The 21,628-nt window shown below is 42.2% G+C and carries 20 protein-coding genes; 8 read left to right on the plus strand and 12 right to left on the minus strand.

The window, feature by feature from the left end:
* Positions 1-8: 8 nt before the first annotated feature.
* Complete coding sequence (locus HKX39_RS04670) at positions 9-1,766, minus strand: ClcB-like voltage-gated chloride channel protein (RefSeq protein WP_246226037.1); 1,758 nt, start codon at positions 1,764-1,766, stop codon at positions 9-11.
* 185 nt (positions 1,767-1,951) lie between these two features.
* Here HKX39_RS04670 and HKX39_RS04675 point away from each other — a divergent pair, with 185 nt between their 5' ends.
* Genes HKX39_RS04675 through HKX39_RS04685 form a run of 3 tightly spaced genes read left to right on the plus strand, consistent with a single transcriptional unit; the run spans position 1,952 to position 4,481 of the window.
* The gene (locus HKX39_RS04675; RefSeq protein WP_171680145.1) at positions 1,952-2,920 is read left to right on the plus strand and encodes a homoserine kinase; all 969 of its coding nucleotides are present in this window, start codon (positions 1,952-1,954) and stop codon (positions 2,918-2,920) included.
* A 9-nt stretch (positions 2,921-2,929) separates the two neighbouring features.
* Positions 2,930-3,697 (plus strand): hypothetical protein, encoded by a 768-nt coding sequence (locus HKX39_RS04680; protein ID WP_171680146.1) that lies wholly within the window; start codon positions 2,930-2,932, stop codon positions 3,695-3,697.
* A gap of 28 nt (positions 3,698-3,725) precedes the next feature.
* Positions 3,726-4,481, plus strand: coding sequence for a M48 family metalloprotease (locus tag HKX39_RS04685; RefSeq protein ID WP_171680147.1), 756 nt, complete (start codon positions 3,726-3,728; stop codon positions 4,479-4,481).
* A gap of 159 nt (positions 4,482-4,640) precedes the next feature.
* On the opposite strand, the gene HKX39_RS04690 is transcribed toward HKX39_RS04685, so the two are convergent.
* The 3 genes from HKX39_RS04690 to HKX39_RS04700 all read right to left on the minus strand — a co-directional run bounded on the left by HKX39_RS04690 (position 4,641) and on the right by HKX39_RS04700 (position 7,331).
* Positions 4,641-5,570 (minus strand): electron transfer flavoprotein subunit alpha/FixB family protein, encoded by a 930-nt coding sequence (locus HKX39_RS04690; protein WP_171680148.1) that lies wholly within the window; start codon positions 5,568-5,570, stop codon positions 4,641-4,643.
* A 1-nt stretch (position 5,571) separates the two neighbouring features.
* Positions 5,572-6,321, minus strand: coding sequence for an electron transfer flavoprotein subunit beta/FixA family protein (locus HKX39_RS04695; RefSeq protein WP_171680149.1), 750 nt, complete (start codon positions 6,319-6,321; stop codon positions 5,572-5,574).
* Positions 6,322-6,404: 83 nt separating this feature from the next.
* Entirely contained in the window at positions 6,405-7,331 is a 927-nt protein-coding gene (locus HKX39_RS04700) for a histone deacetylase family protein (protein ID WP_343043414.1), read from the minus strand.
* A gap of 169 nt (positions 7,332-7,500) precedes the next feature.
* Here HKX39_RS04700 and mltB point away from each other — a divergent pair, with 169 nt between their 5' ends.
* Positions 7,501-8,628, plus strand: coding sequence for a lytic murein transglycosylase B (mltB, locus tag HKX39_RS04705; protein WP_343043415.1), 1,128 nt, complete (start codon positions 7,501-7,503; stop codon positions 8,626-8,628).
* Positions 8,629-8,743: 115 nt separating this feature from the next.
* Here the strand turns inward: mltB and HKX39_RS10735 are convergent, their stop codons facing one another.
* The 7 genes from HKX39_RS10735 to orn are packed head-to-tail and all read right to left on the minus strand — an operon-like array spanning position 8,744 to position 14,525.
* Entirely contained in the window at positions 8,744-8,866 is a 123-nt protein-coding gene (locus tag HKX39_RS10735; RefSeq protein WP_281356440.1) for a hypothetical protein, read from the minus strand.
* Between the two features lie 10 nt (positions 8,867-8,876).
* Complete coding sequence (locus HKX39_RS04710) at positions 8,877-10,091, minus strand: MFS transporter (protein WP_171680150.1); 1,215 nt, start codon at positions 10,089-10,091, stop codon at positions 8,877-8,879.
* A gap of 47 nt (positions 10,092-10,138) precedes the next feature.
* Positions 10,139-10,711, minus strand: coding sequence for a CDP-diacylglycerol--glycerol-3-phosphate 3-phosphatidyltransferase (gene pgsA, locus HKX39_RS04715; protein ID WP_171680151.1), 573 nt, complete (start codon positions 10,709-10,711; stop codon positions 10,139-10,141).
* 18 nt (positions 10,712-10,729) lie between these two features.
* Complete coding sequence (gene uvrC / locus HKX39_RS04720) at positions 10,730-12,553, minus strand: excinuclease ABC subunit UvrC (protein ID WP_171680152.1); 1,824 nt, start codon at positions 12,551-12,553, stop codon at positions 10,730-10,732.
* Positions 12,516-13,556 carry a beta-N-acetylhexosaminidase gene (gene nagZ, locus HKX39_RS04725; protein ID WP_171680153.1) on the minus strand — a complete coding sequence of 347 codons (1,041 nt, stop codon included), beginning with the start codon at positions 13,554-13,556 and terminating at the stop codon, positions 12,516-12,518. The genes uvrC and nagZ overlap by 38 nt, the downstream gene beginning before the upstream one ends.
* Positions 13,557-13,578: 22 nt before the next feature.
* Positions 13,579-13,974, minus strand: coding sequence for a holo-ACP synthase (acpS, locus tag HKX39_RS04730; protein WP_171680154.1), 396 nt, complete (start codon positions 13,972-13,974; stop codon positions 13,579-13,581).
* Entirely contained in the window at positions 13,974-14,525 is a 552-nt protein-coding gene (orn, locus tag HKX39_RS04735) for an oligoribonuclease (protein ID WP_171680155.1), read from the minus strand. Before orn ends, acpS begins: the two co-directional genes overlap by 1 nt.
* 56 nt (positions 14,526-14,581) lie before the next feature.
* On the opposite strand from orn, the gene HKX39_RS04740 reads away from it, so the two are divergent.
* Both HKX39_RS04740 and rsgA read left to right on the plus strand, forming a co-directional pair.
* Positions 14,582-15,844 (plus strand): M48 family metallopeptidase, encoded by a 1,263-nt coding sequence (locus HKX39_RS04740; protein WP_171680156.1) that lies wholly within the window; start codon positions 14,582-14,584, stop codon positions 15,842-15,844.
* A 2-nt stretch (positions 15,845-15,846) separates the two neighbouring features.
* Positions 15,847-16,734: a ribosome small subunit-dependent GTPase A gene (rsgA, locus tag HKX39_RS04745; RefSeq protein WP_171680157.1), complete on the plus strand. Its 888-nt coding sequence runs from the start codon at positions 15,847-15,849 to the stop codon at positions 16,732-16,734.
* A gap of 103 nt (positions 16,735-16,837) precedes the next feature.
* Here the strand turns inward: rsgA and uvrB are convergent, their stop codons facing one another.
* Entirely contained in the window at positions 16,838-18,856 is a 2,019-nt protein-coding gene (uvrB, locus tag HKX39_RS04750; protein ID WP_171680158.1) for an excinuclease ABC subunit UvrB, read from the minus strand.
* Between the two features lie 145 nt (positions 18,857-19,001).
* Between uvrB and HKX39_RS04755 the strand changes: the two genes are divergently transcribed.
* Together HKX39_RS04755 and lexA are read left to right on the plus strand one after the other, a co-directional pair.
* Positions 19,002-20,198: an amino acid aminotransferase gene (locus tag HKX39_RS04755; RefSeq protein ID WP_171680159.1), complete on the plus strand. Its 1,197-nt coding sequence runs from the start codon at positions 19,002-19,004 to the stop codon at positions 20,196-20,198.
* A 617-nt stretch (positions 20,199-20,815) separates the two neighbouring features.
* Positions 20,816-21,550: a transcriptional repressor LexA gene (lexA, locus tag HKX39_RS04760; protein ID WP_171680160.1), complete on the plus strand. Its 735-nt coding sequence runs from the start codon at positions 20,816-20,818 to the stop codon at positions 21,548-21,550.
* Positions 21,551-21,628: the final 78 nt, after the last annotated feature.

Here is a 21,628-nt window from a genome sequence, read left to right on the forward strand (position 1 = left end):
ATTAAAAATTAAGAAAGACGAATATCAACCGCTGTCTGTACGCTACGGTCATTTAATTGTTTAAGTTCACTATACTTACGTAACACATCGGATTTATAAACCACACCAAGTAAGCGCGGAGGGTCGTTTAAGTCCACAACGGGTAAACGCTCTCCTGCAAAGTTTACAAACGCATCCTGTGCCTGATCCAAATTCATCCCTATATGTAGAGGCTCTAGGTAGGTGCGCTCTATTAAATCAGGCGGAATAGATCCACTTAAATCCTGTCGTGATAATAACACACGTGTAATATTAGTATGTGCAATCGCCCCTAAATACTCTTGTTGTTCATTCACAATATAAATGAATCGCACACTTTGCTCAGTAAACAAATCTACAGCATCCTGCAAGGTATTTTGAGGTCCTAGAATCGTATTCGTAGGATGTAATAAGCCTTTTACTTTTAATTTTGATAAAGCTAGACGAACCGCATCACTCTTATCTCGTTGTTCAATAACTTCAAACATTACGCGCCCCGTTATTTTACGAGAAACAAAATAAGCAAGCACCGTAGCTAAAATTAAGGGAGCAATCACCGAAAAGCTATGGCTCATTTCAACAATCAATACAACCGCTAGAAGTGGAGCACTTGTTGCTGCTCCCAAAAAAGAGCCCATACCGATAAGTACAACCAAAGGGGCGTAGACACTCATTTCAGGAAAAATAATAGACAATAGTTGCAAAATAAATAAAGAAACGCTCGCTCCCACGAGCATAACAGGAGTAATTACTCCGCCCACCGCACCAGCACCAACACTGAGCCCTGTTGAAATGACTTTCAGCAATAAAATAATCGCAATCGCACTTAATCCCCAAGGTTGTGTTAAGTAGGAATGAATAAGTGCGTCGCCTTTACCTGCTGCCCATGACTCCACAATAAAAACAAGCCCTAATAAAAACCCACCCAAGCCAAAACAGAGCACTTGTGGTAATTTTAACTTAGCAAAAAGATGACGACAAACATCCAAATACTTTAAAAATAACGGAGATAAAACACCTGATAGCAAACCTATGAGTACAGCAATCCAAATATAGCGTGTCCCTACCAATTCAATCGCTGGAATTTCATACAACCACGACTGGTAACCTAAACTTGAAATCGTGATAAAAGAACTAGCCGATGCTACTAATAATGGTGCTAAGATATGACTTGCCATGCTTCCCAACACAATTTCTGCCACCAGTAAAGCACCCGCAATTGGAGCAAAATAGGCCGCAGCGACACCAGCAGATGCGCCACAAGCCACTAATAAGCGTAAATGGGTAGGTGCTAATCGAAAAAAACGTCCAAGCGCAGAGCCAACCATCGCGGCTAGGTGAATAATCGGACCCTCTCGTCCCAAAGACCAGCCTGAGGCGGATACACTTAAAGAAGAGAATACGCGCAACATCCCTTGTCGTAACGACAAACGACCATCTCCGATAGCTACAGCCTCCATGTAGTCCGAGTTGGCATCAACCTTAATGCGTGATGCTAAATACAGACAAAGCCCCGCAATCAAGCCGCCTACCGTAGGAATCAATAAGCGCTCTGCAACTGTCCACCCCCCTGCTATTTCTACTGCATCACCAGAAACACCACTATGCAGAACCTGTAATAGCTTAATCGACTCATGAAAGGCCGCTGTCGTCAATGCTCCCGCTATCCCTAGAATAGCCGCCCAGACCAATATCGCCGCCTGTGTAAATAACACCGGTTTATTAGCAAGAAAAGAACGAAATCGCAAGACGTTTTTCTTTAGCATAACGTGGTTTTAAAAATTCTTTGAGAATAAGTAAGAAATAAATGAACAAAACATTTCGTAAAACACCTCTCATTTTAAACGGATTATTCCCAGATACCGTCTATTTTGGGTGAATTTTAGGGATTTTTTGATAAAATACATTTTATTTTTCTAGTATCTACGTCGAAATGGCTGTTTTCACCTCTATCACTAACGAACAAGCACAAGCCTACTTGCAAGAATATAATCTCGGTGAGCTTGTTTCTCTACAAGGCATTACAGCCGGTATTGAAAATACCAATTTTTTTCTCAATACCACCAAGGGTGAATATGTCCTAACAATTTTCGAAGTACTTACTTTTGAGCAACTTCCTTTTTATATCCAATTAATGCACCACTTGGCAAGTAAAGGGATTAAAGTTCCTATGCCGCAAGTACGTAAAGATGGTCAATTAATTGGAAAACTCATGGGGAAACCTGCCAGTATTGTCACGCGTTTAATGGGTGGATACGAAGCTACCCCTAGTAAAGCGCATTGCATTCTAGCGGCAGAAATTCAAGCACACATTCATCTTGCGACACAGGATTACCCTATCCATCAACCTAACTTACGAGGTTTGACTTGGTGGCAAAGTAATTATCCTAAAATTGAACCTTTTTTAAGCCCAGAATTAAATAGCTTTTATCAACAAGCCTTAAACGAACAAATTGAAGTACAACACTCTAGCGCTTGGGAAAACCTTCCCGGTAGTGCTTGTCATTGTGACTTATTTAGAGACAATGTCCTTTTTGCAGGTACATACCAAAACCCAACCATGGGTGGTGTCATCGATTTTTACTTTGCTGGTGTCGATAAATGGATTTTTGATGTCGCTGTAGCGGTGAATGACTGGTGTATTCAACGCGATACTGGCGAGTTTATTCGTCCCAACGTAAAAGCGTGGTTACAAACCTATCATAAGATTCGCCCATTCACTGATGATGAACGTGCTTTATGGCCGCAAGCTCTGCGTGCCGCAGCACTACGCTTTTGGACATCACGGCTTTACGATTTCTATTTACCCCGTGCAGCAGAAACTTTAAAACCGCATGACCCAACACATTTTGAACGTGTTCTCAAGCAACGCTTCAAAGGTTATATCCCAGAGCTTCCTTAAGAATTTATCATGGTTCCTATTATTCGCTCCTATTCCCCTACTGTAGCCATAAGTTGGTTTAAACAAGGTATTGCACTTTATAAAAAGCAATTTATCCGTTTATCCCTTGTTTTTATTGTGGCATCCATGCTGATGTCAATGGCAACCGTATTACCGATTATTGGTTTATTGCTAGCACTAGTTTCTGTGCCTCTTTCACAGATGCTACTTTTTAATGCGGCTTATGGTACTCGTTTACGAGGTCATTTTCTGATGAGTGACTTACGCCAAAAACTGCACACATCTAAAATATGGTCAAGGCTACTCTTTGCGGCTTTTATTAATGTGGCTATTGTGTATATGATTTTGTCGATTACAATGCCAAGCCTCCCGCTCTCTCCGGAAGCCTTTCTCAATCTTTCTAGTGAAGAAATGCAAAAGATTGTTGCGCAGACATATACCTTATCTAGCCTAGCTACACCATTTTTTTGTATTTGCGTTTATTTACTGCTATCTTTCTGGGTATATCCTTTAATTTGCTGGGAAGATAGCCCTGTCGTTCGTGCCTTTATTCAGTCATTTAAAGCATCAATGTCCAATGCCTTAGCACTCTCCCTTCTCATTGGATTTTTTGTTGGTTTAAGCATCATTGCTATTTTTGCCACACAAACAATTTTTGCTGCTCTTTTGCCTGGTGCTTTTATGACAGCAGCATTATTTGTGATAAATACGATTATTGTTGCACTCTATATTTGCCTTTTTGTCGCTTATATGGAAATTTTTTACGGAAAAGAATAACGTTTTATTTTTAATGAGGGAAATTATTATGAAAAAACTCGTTCTAGCCACAGTATTAGGTACAGTAGCATTGACTGGTTGTGCTAATTTAGACGTAGGTAGCGTCATGAACGTAGGCGGTAGTCTATTTAAAGCCGCTACGCTTTCTGATCAAGAGATGCACGCTATTGGTCTTGCTACAACACAAAAATACGATGCAGAAAGCAAAGTTGCTGGTTCAAAAAGTAAATATACTCAACGTTTGAATAAATTAACACGCAACCTTAAAACATACGAAGGCAAGACGCTTTCTTATAAAGTGTACTTATCTAATGAAGTTAATGCTTTCGTGACACCAAGCGGTGACGTGCGCGTGTACTCTGGTCTCATGGATAAAATGACAGATGACGAATTAGTATTCGTTTTAGGTCACGAAATTGGTCACTTTGTTCATCAACACAGCAAAGGTCGTGTTCGTACACAATATTTAGCTATCGCAGCACAACAAGCAGCTGGTTTAAGCTCTAATGCTCTTCTGGCTAGCCTCTCACAATCACAATTAGGTGAGTTAGCTAAAGGTGTCGTCAATGCACAATACTCTCAAAGCAACGAGTACGAAGCAGACGCTTATGGCTTAAAGGTATTAAAAGAAACTAACCGTAATCCTCAAGCAGCGGTAACATCATTACGTAAATTAGCATCGTTAAGTGAATCTGGTGGTTTAGCAGAAGCTTTATTAGGCTCTCACCCTGACTCAAACAAACGTGCTGATCGTATCGAAAAAATGTTGGCATCTGGTAAATAATTGTCTGATGTAAAAACATTGCACCTAATCCATAAACCCTTCGCGTAAACAGCGAAGGGTTTATTATTGGTCTATTACTTCCCAGATATGCTAATAGCCCACTATATATTTTATATAGTGGGCTATTTTAAGCCAATGGACTAAACCATTGTCATAGCATTAAAGCGCTTTTTCTAACTCTGGAACAGCTGTAAATAAATCAGCAACTAGACCATAGTCAGCCACACCAAAGATAGGTGCTTCTGCATCTTTATTGATGGCAACGATAACTTTAGAGTCTTTCATCCCTGCTAAGTGCTGAATCGCACCAGAAATACCCACAGCGATATAAAGTTGTGGCGCAACGACTTTACCGGTTTGACCTACTTGGAGATCATTCGGTGCATAGCCAGCGTCTACTGCAGCACGAGAAGCGCCCACAGCAGCACCTAATTTATCAGCGACACCATCAAGAATCTTGAAGTTTTCTGCACTACCTAGACCACGACCGCCTGATACGATAACAGATGCTGCCGTTAACTCAGGGCGAGCACTCTTCACAACTTCACGACTCACAAACGCACTTAAACCACTATCCGCAACAGCAGCGACTGACTCAACGGTTGCCGTACCACCTGTTGCCGCCACCGCGTCAAATGCCGTTGTACGCACAGTAATTACTTTTTTGGCATCAGCACTCTTAACTGTCGCAATAGCATTACCTGCATAAATAGGACGTTCAAAAGTATCTGCATCAACTACTGCGGTGATTTCAGAGATTTGTGCTACATCCAATTTGGCGGCAACACGAGGAGCCGTATTTTTACCAGAAGCTGTCGCTGGGAATAAGATATGCGAATAAGCACCTGCTACTTGAAGCACTTGCTCAGCCACATTTTCAGCTAAGTCATTGGCTAAAGCATCACTGTCAGCTACTAGAACTTTAGCTACGCCAGCCACCGCTGCCGCTGCTGTTGCCACTGCATCAACGCCCTTACCTGCAACTAATACATGAACTTCACTATCTAATTTAGCTGCTGCCGCTACTGTATTTAACGTTGCCCCTTTTAATACACTATTATCGTGTTCTGCAATTACGAGTACTGTCATCTTAAATCACCTTTGCTTCATTCTTTAATTTATCAACAAGTGTCGCTACATCAGGTACTTTAATACCAGCTTGACGAGCAGCAGGCTCAGTTACTTTTAAGACACTTAGACGTGGTGATACATCCACACCTAATGCTTCTGGAGTCAATGTCTCGAGTGGTTTTTTCTTCGCTTGCATAATCTTAGGCAATGTGGCATAGCGAGGCTCATTCAAACGTAAGTCTGTAGTAATAATTGCAGGTAGCTTAAGACTTAACGTCTCTAAACCACCGTCAATTTCGCGCGTCACTTTAACACGATCACCTTCTACGACAACCTCACTTGCAAAAGTCGCTTGTGGCCAACCTAGTAAAGCAGCTAACATTTGACCTGTTTGATTAGCATCATCATCAATCGCTTGCTTACCTAAAATAATCAGCTGTGGCGCTTCTTTGTCTGCCACGGCTTTTAATAATTTAGCGACTGCTAAAGGTTGCAATTGGGCATTAGTCTCTACAAGAACACCACGATCAGCACCAATTGCCATGGCCGAACGAATTTGTTCTTGGCATTGTGATACACCGCAAGATACAGCAACAATCTCTGTTGCTACACCCTTTTCTTTTAGACGAGTAGCTTCTTCAACCGCAATCTCGTCAAAAGGGTTCATTGACATTTTTACATTTGCAATATCCACATCTGTGTTATCAGACTTCACGCGTACTTTGACGTTATAGTCAACAACACGCTTCACAGGTACTAATACCTTCATCCACTATCTCCTCGGATAAAATTAAAACCAAATTGTTACTATATGATACACCGTTCAACACAATTTGCCAAACGATATACCTATTAAACCCTTGCTAGCGTTTTAATATGCTCTACGGCACTACGCCCTAAAGCAGATAAGGCATATCCGCCCTCTAAGAAACTAATGACTCTCCCTTCGCAGTAGCTATCGGCTACTTGCATTAATTGCTCAGTCATCCAGACAAAGTCCTTTTCAACTAAATCCATCTGCCCCATTTCATCTTCACGATGCGCATCAAATCCAGCAGAAATAAGTAATAAATCTGGCTGATACGCATGCATATCCGGCAACCAATGTTCTGTCACAATACGCTCCACCTGTGCCATACCTGTAAAAGCAGGTACGGGGGTATTAAGCATATTTTTCGCCACATTTTCTGTACCAGAATGAGGGAATAAGGGATGTTGAAAAAAACTATACATCCGCACAAAGGGATGATTTTCAAAGATTTTTTCTGTCCCGTTACCGTGATGGACATCAAAGTCCACGATAGCAATGCGTTTTAGACCATATTTTTCAATGGCATAAGCGGCTGCGACGGCCACATTATTAAAAAAACAAAAACCTGTACTACGGTCTGGTTCAGCATGATGTCCAGGTGGTCTTACACTACAAAAGGCATTTTTTGCTTTTTTAGCCATCAACTGATCAACCGCCAAAATACCAGAGCCTGCTGCATGCAGAGCTGCCGTATACGTATGAGGATTAAGACAAGTTTCCTCGGTATCCACATTAAAATAGCCCTCAATCGGCGTATTCTCTCGAATAAAATCAATATAAGATACCCGATGAACACGTGATAAATCTAGCACCGATGCCTTTGGGGCTTCCATATGATTGACATAATCACTCACCCCACTCGCCACCAAACGATCACTAATCGCATCTAAGCGCTTAGGTGATTCAGGATGCCAACGATGCATCATATGCAAGCGACATGCAGGATGGGTAATAAATAATGTATCCACAGTCTTCCTTTTAAAATCCTTGTCTACTCCTAGAGGATAACTTTTTTTTATATGACTGTCTTTTAGTGTTTCCACCGATACCCGTTTACTTGAGGTCTTAACCTTCCTTAACATACGCACAATGAATTACTGGTAAACTCTAGCTATCTTTTATTTGGGGAATACTACTGTGAAAACCAACACACTTTCTCGTCTGCTGATGGCGAGTTCAACTGTACTATTACTTGCAGCTTGTGCCAGCAACTCATCGTCTTATGAGTCAGACTCCTCCTCTGTCATAACCAATACTACTCAACATAAAAAAACAGGTTGGCAAGTAGAAAACTCCCCACTGAGTATGAATCAACAAACCTTTACTCAACAAGTTTCTCAACGCTATAACATTCCCGAAAGCTTTATTCAAAATATGCTTTCTCAAGCCAATGTTAATGCTCGCGTGATTGATTTAATGAGCCCTAAAAAAACGACTGCTATTAAACGCCATTGGCAAACTTATCGTAATCGTTTTGTTGAGCCGATTCGCACACGTAAAGGAACCGCCTTTTGGAATATCCATCGCGCAGACTTAGCCGCTGCCGAACGCCAATATGGTGTGCCTGCCGCCATTATTGCTGGGATTATCGGTGTTGAAACAGTCTATGGTGAACAAATGGGTTCATTTAGTGTATTAGATGCACTCTACACGCTAGGTTTTAGCCACCCAGACCCGTCTCGTCCCGAGAAAAGTCAGATGTTTCGCAATCAACTGGCAGCACTCATTGAGCTTACCCATAAAGGCAAGTTTGATGGTTATACGGCAACAGGTTCATTTGCGGGTGCCTCTGGTCTAGGTCAATTTATGCCGATTAGTATCCTACATTATGCCGTCGACGCAGACGGTGACGGCAAGATAGATTTACGCAATAGCACCAAAGATGCAATTTACTCCGTTGCCAACTTCCTTGTTAAACACGGTTGGCAGTCTAACATGCCTGTTTTTGCACCAGTCCGTCTACCGAGCTCCCCAGCTAATCTTGTGGATGGAGGTCTAGAGGCCAAAATGTCTTGGGCACAACTACAAGCAAAAGGTGCTAGTAGTAGTACAACGGGAGCAAAATGGCAAGACGGTGTACGTTTAGGTGTGATTGACTTACGAGATGATGTTCGTGGCAATCACGAGTACCGCACAGCCACCCAAAACTTCTTTGCCATTACCAAATACAATCGTAGCTACTTCTATGCAGCCTCTGTGGCTGACTTAGCGTCAGTATTAGCCAATGAGCAAATTCGTTCTGGTCATCAAGTCACTCGACCTTGATACTTAAAGCTCATCACCTTAAAAGCTTAACTCCTTAATACTCAGCAAAAAGGGCTGTGTTCGATAAATCGAATTCAGCCCTTAAATTTTTAAATGTTCACTTCTTAAGAGTCTACTAAAAACAAGCCCATACCAAATCAGCGAAACTCATCACCATATCAGGTCTAAGATAGAGTAAGAAAATAGCACTTAATAAAGCCACTCCTAAGAGATAAAAGAATACTTTTTTTATCAACATTTTCTTCTTCCTAAGCCATCACCGCACGCTTAATCGGCCCCTCATTCATCGGAATATGCACTAAAGCAGAAACAATACTCAACGCAATGGCTATATACCAAACTAAATCGTAATTACCATATTGGTCATACAAATAACCACCGAGCCATACGCCAAAAAAAGAGCCTATTTGATGACTACAAAAAACGCTTGCGCTCAGCATAGAGAAATGTTGCACCCCAAAAATTTGGGCAACAATCGCATTTGTCATCGGTACTGTTGATAGCCATAAAATACCCATTACAGCAGCAAAAATATAGACACTCATCGCACTCAATGGCAAAGTGATAAATAGGATAATCGCTACCGCCCGTAAACTATAAATACTGAGCAATATAAAGCGTTTTTGATACTTTTGTCCAAGGAGCCCTACACTATACGTACCAAAAATATTAAATAAACCAATCAAAGCTAAGGCAATGCTGGCGACATGCGGTGCCATCCCAAAATCTTTGACATAGGACGGTAGATGAACGCCGATAAAAACCACTTGGAAGCCGCAGGTAAAATAACCGATCACTAGCAATAAGAAACTACGGTAAGTAAATGCTTCTGTCAATGCCTGCAAAATACTTTGCTGTCCTGCACCATGACTACCCGTATAATTCGGCTCACGTAAACCACGTGCCAGCACAATAATGACAAGACTCAGCACCGCACAAATGACTAAAGCATTTTGCCAATTAAACCAATCAATCAATACATTCTCTACCGGCACCATAAAGAACTGACCAAATGAGCCCGCTGCTGCAATGATTCCCATCGCCCAAGAGCGCTTTTCGGCAGAAACATTACGCCCTAATACGCCATATACCACTGCATAAGTCGTACTCGCCTGCGCCAGTCCAATCAAACAGCCCGTTGTGAGAAAAAAAGCAAGTGGTGTACTGGTATACGCCATTCCCAATAAACCAAGTGCATAACACAATGCCCCCATAATCAACACGCGATAGGCACCGATACGGTCAGCAATCATGCCAATAAAAATACCAAAAAAACCCCAGCTTAAATTCTGTAACGCCAACGCAAAAGAGAAGGTTTCTCGGCTCCAGCCATTTTCAGTAATAATCGGTAATTGCCACAGACCAAAACCATGACGAATGCCCATCGCAATAGTAACGATAATAGAGCCACAAAGCAATAATTGACGCAAAGGAATAGCTGGCGGTGTCTGTGTCGTACTCATAAACGTTGTCTCTAATCTTTCTTATTAAACCTAAACCCTAAGAGGCCTTATTGATTCTTAATAATAGGCCATGCCTTATGCATATAATAAAACATTGACCACACAGTCAGCACGGCAGCAATATACATGAGAATACTCCCTAGCCATATCGTATTGATACCGTACAGAGGTTGAGCAAACATTAATAAAGGAATCGCACTCATCTGTGCTGCTGTTTTAAATTTGCCTAACCAATGGACCGCAACGCTACCTCGAGAACCTAATGTTGCCATCCATTCACGTAAGGCAGTAATCGTAATCTCACGACCGATAATAATCAGCACAATAAAAGAATCTACGCGATTTAAATCTAATAAAATCAGCAAAGCAGCACACACCATCAACTTGTCTGCCACAGGATCTAAAAAAGCCCCAAACGATGTTGTCTGATTCCAGCGACGCGCCAACCAACCATCAAACCAATCAGTTAATGCAGCAAAAATAAATGCGACAGCACCGATAAAGTCTCGCAGATGTACTCCCATCCAGTCTGTCGGCAAATAATATAGTGCCACGACCAAGGGTATCATCCCTATCCGCATCCAAGTTAAAGCTAAAGGAATATTCATAAAAGTCTTCATAGTGTTCCTATGCTACCACTAACGTAACGATTCGTATATTTTTTCTGCTAATTGTTGTGAAATACCTTCAACCGATTGCAAGTCTTCGATGCTAGCATTCACAACTCCCGTAAAACCACCGAATCGGGCTAATAATTTCTGGCGACGTTTAGCACCAATACCCTCAATTTCTTCTAAACGAGAGACATTGCGCTGCTTAGCACGTTTTGCGCGCATACCCGTCACCGCAAATCGATGTGCCTCGTCACGAATCTGTGCTACCAACATTAAAGCTGCTGACCCCACTCCCAATGCTAAAGAAGGTCTACCATCCGTAAAGATTAACGTTTCTAAGCCTACCTTACGTCCCTCTCCTTTAGCCACACCGACAATTTTACTCGTATCTAAACCATACTCTTCAAAAACCTGACGTGCCATTTCAATTTGTCCCTTGCCGCCGTCAATCAAGACAATATCTGGCATTTCAGAGGCATCTTCACTCGCCTTGGCATAACGCCGCTGTAAGGCTTGTTTCATCGCCGCATAATCATCACCGGGTGTAATACCGGCAATATTAAAGCGGCGATACCGTGAGGACTGCATATCATGGTGCTGATAAACCACACAAGAAGCTTGTGTGGCCTCTCCTGCACTATGGCTAATATCAAAACATTCAATCCAAAGATGATTTAAACCATCGGGGTCTTGTGGCAAGCCAAGCAGCTCCGCTAATGCTAGAGTCTTTGCCTCTTTTGCACTCGTTTCTGATAAGGCACGTCCCAAAGCCAAATGGGCATTTTGCTGGGCTAGCTCTAACCAAACCTTTTGCGTTTCATTAGGACGTAATACAATTTTAGTCTTACGAGATTGTTGTTCTATTAACAAATCTAATAAGGTTTTATCAGGCAAGGCATGCGATAAAATCAGTTGTGATGGTAATTGATTTTCTAAATAGTGGGCCGCTATAAAGGCACTTAACACGTCTTCTTCACTATCACCATTTACCTGCGTAGGAAATACTGCCTTATCGCCCAAGTGGCGACCTCCTCGTACCATAGCGAGATTGATACAACACTTTCCACCCTCAAACAGCACGACAATAATATCGGCATCCACCTGCGCATTCAATTCCATCGATTGACTATGCATCACTGTCGCTAAGGATTGCATTTGATCACGATATAAGGCAGCTTGTTCAAACTCCAAAGCATCAGAAGCCTGTAACATTTTATGCTCAATGCTTTTAATCACATCTGTCGCTTGCCCATCGAGGAATCGTAAAGCATTTTGTACATCTTGCTGATAATCCTCTACGGAGATTTTTTCTACACAAGGCGCTGTACAACGGTTAATTTGATGCAATAAACAAGGGCGTGAACGGTTACTAAACACACTATCTTCACAGGTTCTCAAACGAAAAACCTTCTGTAGAATCTGAATAGAATCTCTTACCGCATAAGAATTAGGAAAAGGCCCAAAAAAGCGCCCTGCCTTGTTCGTAGAACCGCGATAATAAGCGAGACGTGGATACGCATGCCCACTAAACATTAAATAAGGGTATGACTTATCATCCCTAAATAAAATATTATATTTAGGGTGTAAACGCTTAATCAGGTTATTTTCAAGAATTAAAGCCTCTGCCTCAGAGCGGGTCACCGTGACTTCCGTGCGTACCACTCTCGCAATCATATGCGCAATACGAGGACTCGCCAGATTTTTTTGAAAATAGGACGATACCCGTTTTTTTAAATCCCTTGCCTTACCGACATATAAAACCTCATCATTTTCGGCAATATGTCGGTATACACCGGGCAAGTGAGGCAAATCATTTAGAAAAGATTTGAGCTTGGAAGGATCTTGCATCTTTATAGCGTTGATTATCTTGTAATTCAGTCCAGCTCATAAAGCGCTGACTAGGAATAAGGCGCATGAGGCGCTGGATGGATTCCTCTTTAGGGATGACATCTAACTCCGCCAATAGCTGATCCACCAAGTCAGGACGATTGCACACCAGTACCATATCACAACCCGCACTCAGCGCAGCCTTAGCACGCTTTGTAATATTACCCGCAACACTTGCCCCTTCCATCGTCAAGTCATCGGAAAAGACCATCCCTTGATAGTTTAAGCGTTGGCGTAAGATTTTCTGAATCCATACTTTAGAAAAACCTGCATTTTTCTTATCCACTTTGGGATAAATCACGTGCGCTGGCATGACTGCCTGCAATACCATATCACTTAACCATTCGTAAGGCATGGCATCTTCCGTCAGAATATCCTCTAACTCACGTTCATCCACAGGAATAGCAATGTGTGAATCCGCATCCACAAAACCATGTCCGGGGAAATGTTTACCACAAGACGCCATCCCCGCCTGAGCCAGACCTTGGATAACAGCACGAGCAAGCATCGCAACGACTTTAGGGTCACGATGGAAAGAACGTGTACCAATCACTGTACTCACACCGTAGTCTAAGTCTAATACAGGTGCAAACGTAAAATCCACACCACAAGCACGTAATTCTGCCGCTAAGACATAGCCAACCTCTGTCGCTGCACGCATTGCCCATAATGGATTACGCTCCCAATATTCACCAATCTCTCGCATCGATGGCAAATGCGTAAAACCTTTGTCTTTAAAGCGCTGTACACGACCACCCTCATGATCAACGGCGATTAATAAGGAGCCTGAACGAGCCTGACGAATTTGCTTTGTCAGTTTCTGTAACTGCTCAGGATTCTCATAATTACGAGAAAACAAAATAACGCCACCCACTAAGGGATGTTTTAACCGTTGCGCTTCTTCTTTTGTTAATGTTGTCCCTTGTACATCAACAAGCACAGGGCCAGGTAAAACTTTTGTCATAGATTACTCATAAAAAAATCAACTACTTCCCCTCAACAATCACATAGGCCATCACCAAATCAGATTCATCAGTTAATGACACATGTACTGTTGAAAATCTTTCTTCAAACCATGTTTTTAAAGGATCAGATAACACCACCATCGGCTTACCACTCGGTGCATTGAGCACTTGCATGCGCGACCAAGCCATAGGAGAGCGAATACCTAACCCTACAGCTTTTGAAAAAGCCTCTTTGGCAGCAAATCTTGTCGCCAGAAAACGGATTCCTCGCTGCTGATCGCGTGCATAACGTGCATGAAATTTGTCCTGTTCCTGCTCACCAAGAATACGCTTAACAAAGCGCTCTCCAAACTGCGCAAAGGCTTTTTCTATCCGATGAAGATACAGTAAATCTGTACCAATGCCAGCAATACTCATTAGGCTTCCATTTTAAGGAAATGCTCACGATAATGTTTTAGCTCATCAATCGACTCATGAATATCAGCCAATGCCTCATGACGTGCTTTTTTCTGGAAGCTCTTATACACATCTGGTCGCCAGCGTTTAGCCAACTCTTTAAACGTACTCACATCAACGGTACGATAATGTAAAAAAGCCTCCAGCTTAGGCATATATTTATACATAAACCGTCTATCTTGACTGACTGAGTTACCACAAAGTGGTGAGGTTTTCTCTGGTACATATTGCTTTAAAAAAGCTAATAATTGCTCCTCGACATCTGCCTCTGTCAAAGTGGACTCTCGCACTTTCGCTGTCAAGCCTGTCCGACCATGGGTGTCCGTATTCCATTTATCCATCCCATTTAAGACTTCATCGCTCTGATGAATCACGAACACGGGCGCTTCGGCTACAATAGTTAAATCGGACTCCGTAACCACAAGGGCAACTTCAAGAATTTTTTCTTTTTCAGGGTCTAATCCGCTCATTTCCATATCGAGCCAAACAAGACGTTGAGAATTATTTGCCATGAAGAGTATTTCCTATAAAATTACCGTTATTTTCTCATAACTACCTAATTAAAGTGATGACCATTACAAGTTTTACGATTATTTTTATTGTCCTACTCGTCAGCCAAACATTGACGCAGTTTTACTTATCTTCTCGTCAAGTCAAAGCTGTCAGTCTACATAAGGATCATGTCCCCCTTGAGTTTGCACATAAAATCAGCTTAACGAGTCATCAGCGAGCTGCCAAATACACGATTGCTCGCCAACGCTTACACCTTATTGAGATTCTTGTTGAAGTTGCTTTACTGCTTGGTTTTACCCTATTTGGTGGCTTAACTTGGCTCAATAATCTATTAGCCACTCACATCAGTTCTGCGATTTGGTATCAGATTGCCTTAGTCTTGTCTGTGTTTGCCATTAGCGCTATCGTGAGCTTACCTTTTTCACTTTATCGTACGTTTGGACTAGAAGCCTCTTTTGGCTTTAATCGCATGACCCCTGCTTTATTTGTCATGGATTTAATCAAAAGCACCTTACTCAGCCTAGTGATTATGGTACCTCTCCTCTATGGTCTATTTGTTTTCTTAGATAATTTCTATAGTCCTAATTGGTGGATTTGGGTTTGGGCAGGATTTGTTGGCATCACCTTATTATTGATGTTTATCGGCCCTAAATTTATTATGCCTTTGTTTAATAAATTTACACCATTAGATAATCCAGAGTTACAAGACCGTATCCAAGCTTTAGCCAAACGCGCTGATTTTGGTTTAAAAGAACTCTTTGTAATGGACGGTTCAAAACGTAGCTCACATGGCAACGCTTTCTTTACAGGTTTTGGTAAAAATCGCCGCATCGTTTTCTTTGATACCTTATTAAATAAACTCAACCCTTCTGAAATCGAAGCGGTACTCGCACATGAACTCGGTCACTTTAAGCATAAGCACATTCTTAAACGGATGATAATGAGTTTTGTGATGAGCTTTATCTTCTTTGCCATTCTTGGTTATCTCATCGATAAAACATGGTTCTATGCAGGACTGGGCGTATTTCCGGGTATTAATCAACCGATTTTTGGTATGGCTATCGTTCTCTTTTCTATCGTATTACCCGTCTTTACCTTCTGGTACACCCCTATCAGCAGCTTTTTATCACGCAAAGATGAATTTGAGGCAGACCGTTATGCAGCCAGCCAAAGCAATGCTAATGATTTAATCTCTGCATTAGTTAAGCTCTATGATGACAATGCCGCCACCTTAACCCCTGATAACTTACACTCTGCTTTCTACGATAGCCACCCTCCAGCAAGTGTTCGTATTCAACACTTAAAAATGGCGAGTTAATCATGCAAGGTCGAGTGATTACGGCTTACGGTCGCCACTTTATGGTAAAACTTAGCGACGGTACAATACGCCAAAGTTATATGAAAGGTAAAAAAACAGGGGTTTGCGTGGGTGATTATGTGCGTGTCGCACTACAAGGGAATGAAGAGGCACGCATTGAAGAAGTCCTTGAACGCCAAAATCTCCTTTATCGCTCAGATGAAATGCGTTCTAAACAGTTTGCGGCTAATGTTGATCAATTACTTATCGTCGTGGCTGTGCAACCAACTTTCTCGGATGACTTGCTCAGCCGTGCGATTGTCGGTGCAAGAAGTGCGCATATAGACCCTATTATTCTACTCAATAAAGTTGACTTAATAGAAGACTACCCCCAAGCCAAAGAGCGTCTTAGTATCTATGCACAACTTGGTATTCCTATTATCGAAATCAGCACATTAGATGCAAATCAACTCAAAACGCAATTACTTCCCCTGCTGCAAGATAAAACAAGCCTTTTGTTTGGTCAAAGTGCCATGGGAAAATCTAGTATTCTGAATGTCCTAGTCCCTGAAGCAAAAGCACATACCCAAGAATATTCCGTGGCACTAGGTACAGGCAAACACACTACGACAACAACCAGTCTTTATGAATTACCTGATATCCAAGGCTATCTCATTGATTCACCCGGATTTCAAAGTTTTGGTTTACGTCATCTAGGACAAAGCGAGGTAGCATTGGGCTTTCCTGAGTTTAGCGAGTTTGTTGAACAATGCAAATTCTACAACTGTACCCATCTACATGAACCGGGGTGTGGTGTACTTCGTGCATTAAACGAAGGAATTATCAGCACAAAACGCCACGAAATGTATGAACGTATCCTACTAGAGTGTACGGCGCCAGAGAAATATTAGTACTCCGGAAGAATATTCTTTAAGCGTAAGATATTGGAAAGCTCTCATTTGCTCGGTACACAGAGGATGAGATATCTTCAGCACATCCCATGCATATCCGTCTTTACAAGCTAAACAAGCGCTGTTTGAGTTTGTTTAGCTTATCTCGTACAGCAGCCGCTTGTTCAAACTCAAGATTTTTCGCATGATCAAGCATTTGTTTTTCAAGGCGCTTTAGCTCTTTCGCCATCGCTTTTTCATCCTCTAACAACACATCAATATTGTCTTCTCGTTTTTCTTCTTGGGCAGCTGGCGATAATACACCGTCAATCAATTCCTTAACCGCTTTTTTCACCCCTGTCGGCGTAATACCATGCTCTTGGTTAAATGCCACCTGCTTTTGTCGACGACGTTCTGTTTCATCCATCGCCTTTTTCATGGAGTCGGTGATTTTATCAGCATAAAGAATAGCTTTACCGTTTAAATTACGAGCGGCTCGTCCTATGGTTTGAATAAGACTACGTTCTGAGCGTAAAAAGCCCTCTTTATCTGCATCCAGAATAGCTACCAAGGATACCTCAGGGATATCCAAGCCTTCTCGTAATAAGTTAATCCCTACCAATACATCAAAATGCCCTAAACGTAAGTCACGAATAATTTCTACACGCTCTACTGTGTCAATATCTGAATGCAAATAACGCACACGCAACTGATTTTCAGTCAAATAGTCCGTTAAGTCCTCAGCCATCCGTTTAGTCAGCGTGGTAACCAATACTCGATCGCCCTGTGCTATCCGTAGCTTTGCCTCACCTAATAAATCATCCACCTGAGTAAGCGCTGGTCGCACCTCAACAATAGGGTCTATCAACCCTGTAGGACGAACGACTTGCTCCACAACATTATCTGCATGCTCATTTTCATATTCTGCTGGTGTCGCAGAAACGAAAATAGATTGACGCATACGTGCTTCAAACTCCTCCATTTTTAGCGGACGATTATCTAAAGCACTAGGCAAACGGAACCCAAACTGCACCAAAGTTTCTTTACGAGAGCGGTCACCACGATACATCGCACGTAACTGTCCCATCATCACATGACTCTCATCAAAAAACATGATGGCATCTTTAGGTAAATAATCAATTAAGGTAGGTGGCGCCTCACCAGGAGCCGCGCCTGAAAGATGTCGCGAGTAATTCTCAATCCCCTTACAGAAACCCAATTCCTGCAACATTTCTAGATCAAACCGTGTTCGCTGCTCAATACGCTGGGCTTCCACTAGCTGATGATTATCCAGAAAAAACTTTACGCGTTCTCTCAGCTCCGCTTTAATCGTCTCAATTGCCCGTAAAATGGTATCGCGAGGCGTGACATAATGAGAGCTTGGATAAATCGTAAACCGTGGCACGGCTTGACGCACCTTACCTGTTAAAGGATCAAATAGCTCAATGGTTTCTATCTCATCATCAAAAAGATTGAGCCGTACAGCAAGTTCAGGGCTCTCTGCAGGGAAGATATCAATCGTATCCCCTCTCACCCGAAAGTGTCCTCGCGTAAACTCCACATCATTACGTTCATACTGCATCGACACCAACCGTGCGAGGATTTCTTGACGTGCCATCGTATCTCCCTCGCGGACAATCAAAATCATCGCATGATAATCACTTGGATTACCAATACCATAAATTGTCGAAACTGTTCCGACAATAATCGTATCTCTTCGCTCTAATAAAGATTTAGTTGCTGATAAACGCATTTGTTCAATATGCTCATTGATATTGGAGTCTTTTTCGATAAATAGATCACGACTGGGTACATACGCCTCAGGTTGGTAATAATCATAGTAAGAAACAAAATACTCCACCGCATTTTTTGGAAAAAACTCACGCATCTCCGCATAAAGCTGTGCCGCTAAGGTTTTATTTGGTGCCAGTACTAAGGCTGGTCGACCTAAACGTGCAATCGTATTTGCCATCGTATACGTTTTCCCTGACCCCGTCACCCCTAATAAAGTTTGATACATCAAGCCATCTTGAACGCCCTCAACTAGACTGGCAATCGCTGTCGGCTGATCACCTGCTGGAGGATAAGGTTGATAAAGTTGGAAAGGACTATTCGGAAATTCAACGAAACCAGCTTGACTCATGCTATTATTTAAAAAGTTTGTGCTAAACCTTTCTATTTTAACAGATAGCCATGACTTAACATGTTCGCACTTGTTTTCATAGAAGGTCTTGTGTTTAGCCATATCCCTCTTTAAGTCAATCTTTTTTATTTTTACGGAAAATACGATGTCTATTTTTGCAAAAGTAGAGCTAGCCCCTCGTGACCCTATTCTAGGCTTAAATGAACAATACAATGCGGATACTCGCTCAACAAAAGTTAATCTTGGTGTGGGTGTGTATTACGATGAAGATGGTCGTTTACCTGTATTAAAAGCGGTACAATTAGCAGAACAAGAGCGTGCAAAACAATCCGCTCCGCGCGGCTATTTACCTATCGAAGGTATCTCTACATATGATAAAGGTGCGCAAGCCCTTTTACTTGGCAAAGATAGCGAACTATCGGCTTCTGGTCGTGCCTTAACATTCCAAGCATTAGGCGGTACGGGTGCACTTAAAATCGGGGCAGACTTTCTCAAACAAGTTAATGCCAATGCGACTGTTCATATCAGCAACCCTAGCTGGGAAAATCACCGCGCCTTATTTGAGCGTGCTGGCTTTAAAGTAGATAACTACCCCTACTATGACGCAGCAACACATGGCTTAAATTTTGATGCTATGGTGGCTTATTTAGAGCAATTATCTGCGGGGGATATCGTTGTTCTACACGCCTGCTGCCATAACCCAACAGGTGTTGACCCAACAGCAGCACAATGGGAAAAAATCGCTAACATCATTAAAGCTAAAGGTCTTGTTCCTTTCTTAGACATCGCTTACCAAGGTTTTGGTGCTGGCTTAGAAGAAGATGCGCAAGTGGTTAAACTATTTGCAAAATTAGATGTACCAACCTTTGTCAGCTCTTCTTTCTCTAAATCATTCTCGCTATACGGTGAACGTGTAGGTGCATTGACTGTTCTATGCGCTTCTAAGGATGAAGCTGACCGTGTATTAAGTCAAGTTAAACGTACTATTCGTACTAACTACTCTAACCCACCAACACACGGTGGCACGATTGTGAGCATGGTACTCAACAATCCTGAGCTTTTTGCATTATGGGAAAAAGAATTAGCAGAAATGCGTGATCGTATTCGTACAATGCGTGCTCAACTCGTCGCTAAACTCAAAGAGCATGGTGTTACACAGAACTTTGACTTTGTCCTTGAACAGCGTGGTATGTTCTCTTACTCTGGTTTAACGCAAGAACAAGTGGAGCGTTTACGTAACGAGCATGGTATTTATGCAGTAAATAGTGGTCGTATTTGTGTGGCAGCGCTTAACTCTCGCAATATTGACGCTGTTGCAAAAGCGATTGCTGCAGTTCTTTAACGAGCACTATCATCCAAGGTTAGAACTGAATATATCGTCCTCACTGCAGAACATTGTGTATTGATTAGACCACACTACAGACAGTTCACTCTTGCTCCGGAAAGTGCTTCGCCGTTTCCAATGTCGCTGCGAGTAAATGTCTCTCCGTGTGGGCTGGTGTTCGTTAGCACTATCACAAGCATCCACGGAGAGAACTTGATGTACCGAGCGAGTTTGCAAACGGCGAGCGATAGCGAGGCTCTGTTCGAGCGACTGCGCGGAACGTGCAGCGAACCTTGTTGTTAGTTAGTCAGTTTTGCATCATTACTGCCCACACTGCAGACAGTTCACTCTTGCTCCGGAAAGTGCTTCACCGTTTCCAATGTCGCTGCGAGTAAATGTCTCTCCGTGTGGGCTGATGCTCATTAGCACTATCACAAGCATCCACGGAGAGAACTTGATGTACCGAGCGAGTTTGCAAACGGCGAGCGATAGCGACGCACTTTGCTGTCCGAGCGAATACACAATGTTCTGAAGTGGGTGATTGTGATTGATACAAGTAGCGACTGACAAAACACTTGCAATTTCTACAAAATCCGCTAGAATAACTGTATATTTGTACAGATTATTCATAGACCATGAACACAAAACTTACCCAACGTCAGTTAGAAGTCCTGACTCTCATCAAAGAGACTATCGAACGCACAGGCATCCCCCCTACCCGAGCAGAGATTGCACGTGACTTAGGCTTTAAATCACCCAATGCCGCAGAGGACCATATCAAAGCCCTTACCAAAAAAGGCGCGATTATTCTTAACCCGGGTGCTTCTCGTGGTATTCGTTTAAATCCTGACTTTATCGTTGATGTCTTTCCTGATAGTGCTGATAGTCTTGTCAATAAAGCCAAATCTGTGGTTAAAGCAGCCAGCCAACAACTTTCTCAAGCCGTCCAACAAACTACTGAGCTCATCAAAGACACACGTCTTAGCTTACCTATCGTCGGTCGTGTTGCTGCGGGTAACCCGATTAACGCTATCGAACATCACGAAAATACCCTACACCTTGACCCTAGTATTTTCTCTGCTACCCCTGATTATCTCCTTAAAGTAAAGGGTGAAAGTATGAAAGATATTGGTATTCTTGACGGTGATTTACTCGCTGTAAAAAAGACGTCCTCTGTACGCAATGGTCAAATCGTTGTTGCTCGAATCGATGAAGAAGTCACGGTAAAGCGTTTCCAGAAAAATGGCGCTATTATCGAACTTCACCCCGAAAATAGCGACTTTAAACCTATCATCGTCGATGGCTCACAACACTTTGAGATTGAAGGTATTGCGGTAGGTCTTATTCGACCAGATACGATGTGGCATTAATTATCTCTACATTGATATCTTTGTAATAAACCTCAAACAAAAAGCCGTTAACCCAACATTAACGGCTTTTCTACTTTT

Origin of the sequence: Pelistega suis (assembly GCF_013133795.1) — a bacterium.
GTDB classification, from domain to species: domain Bacteria; phylum Pseudomonadota; class Gammaproteobacteria; order Burkholderiales; family Burkholderiaceae_B; genus Taylorella; species Taylorella suis.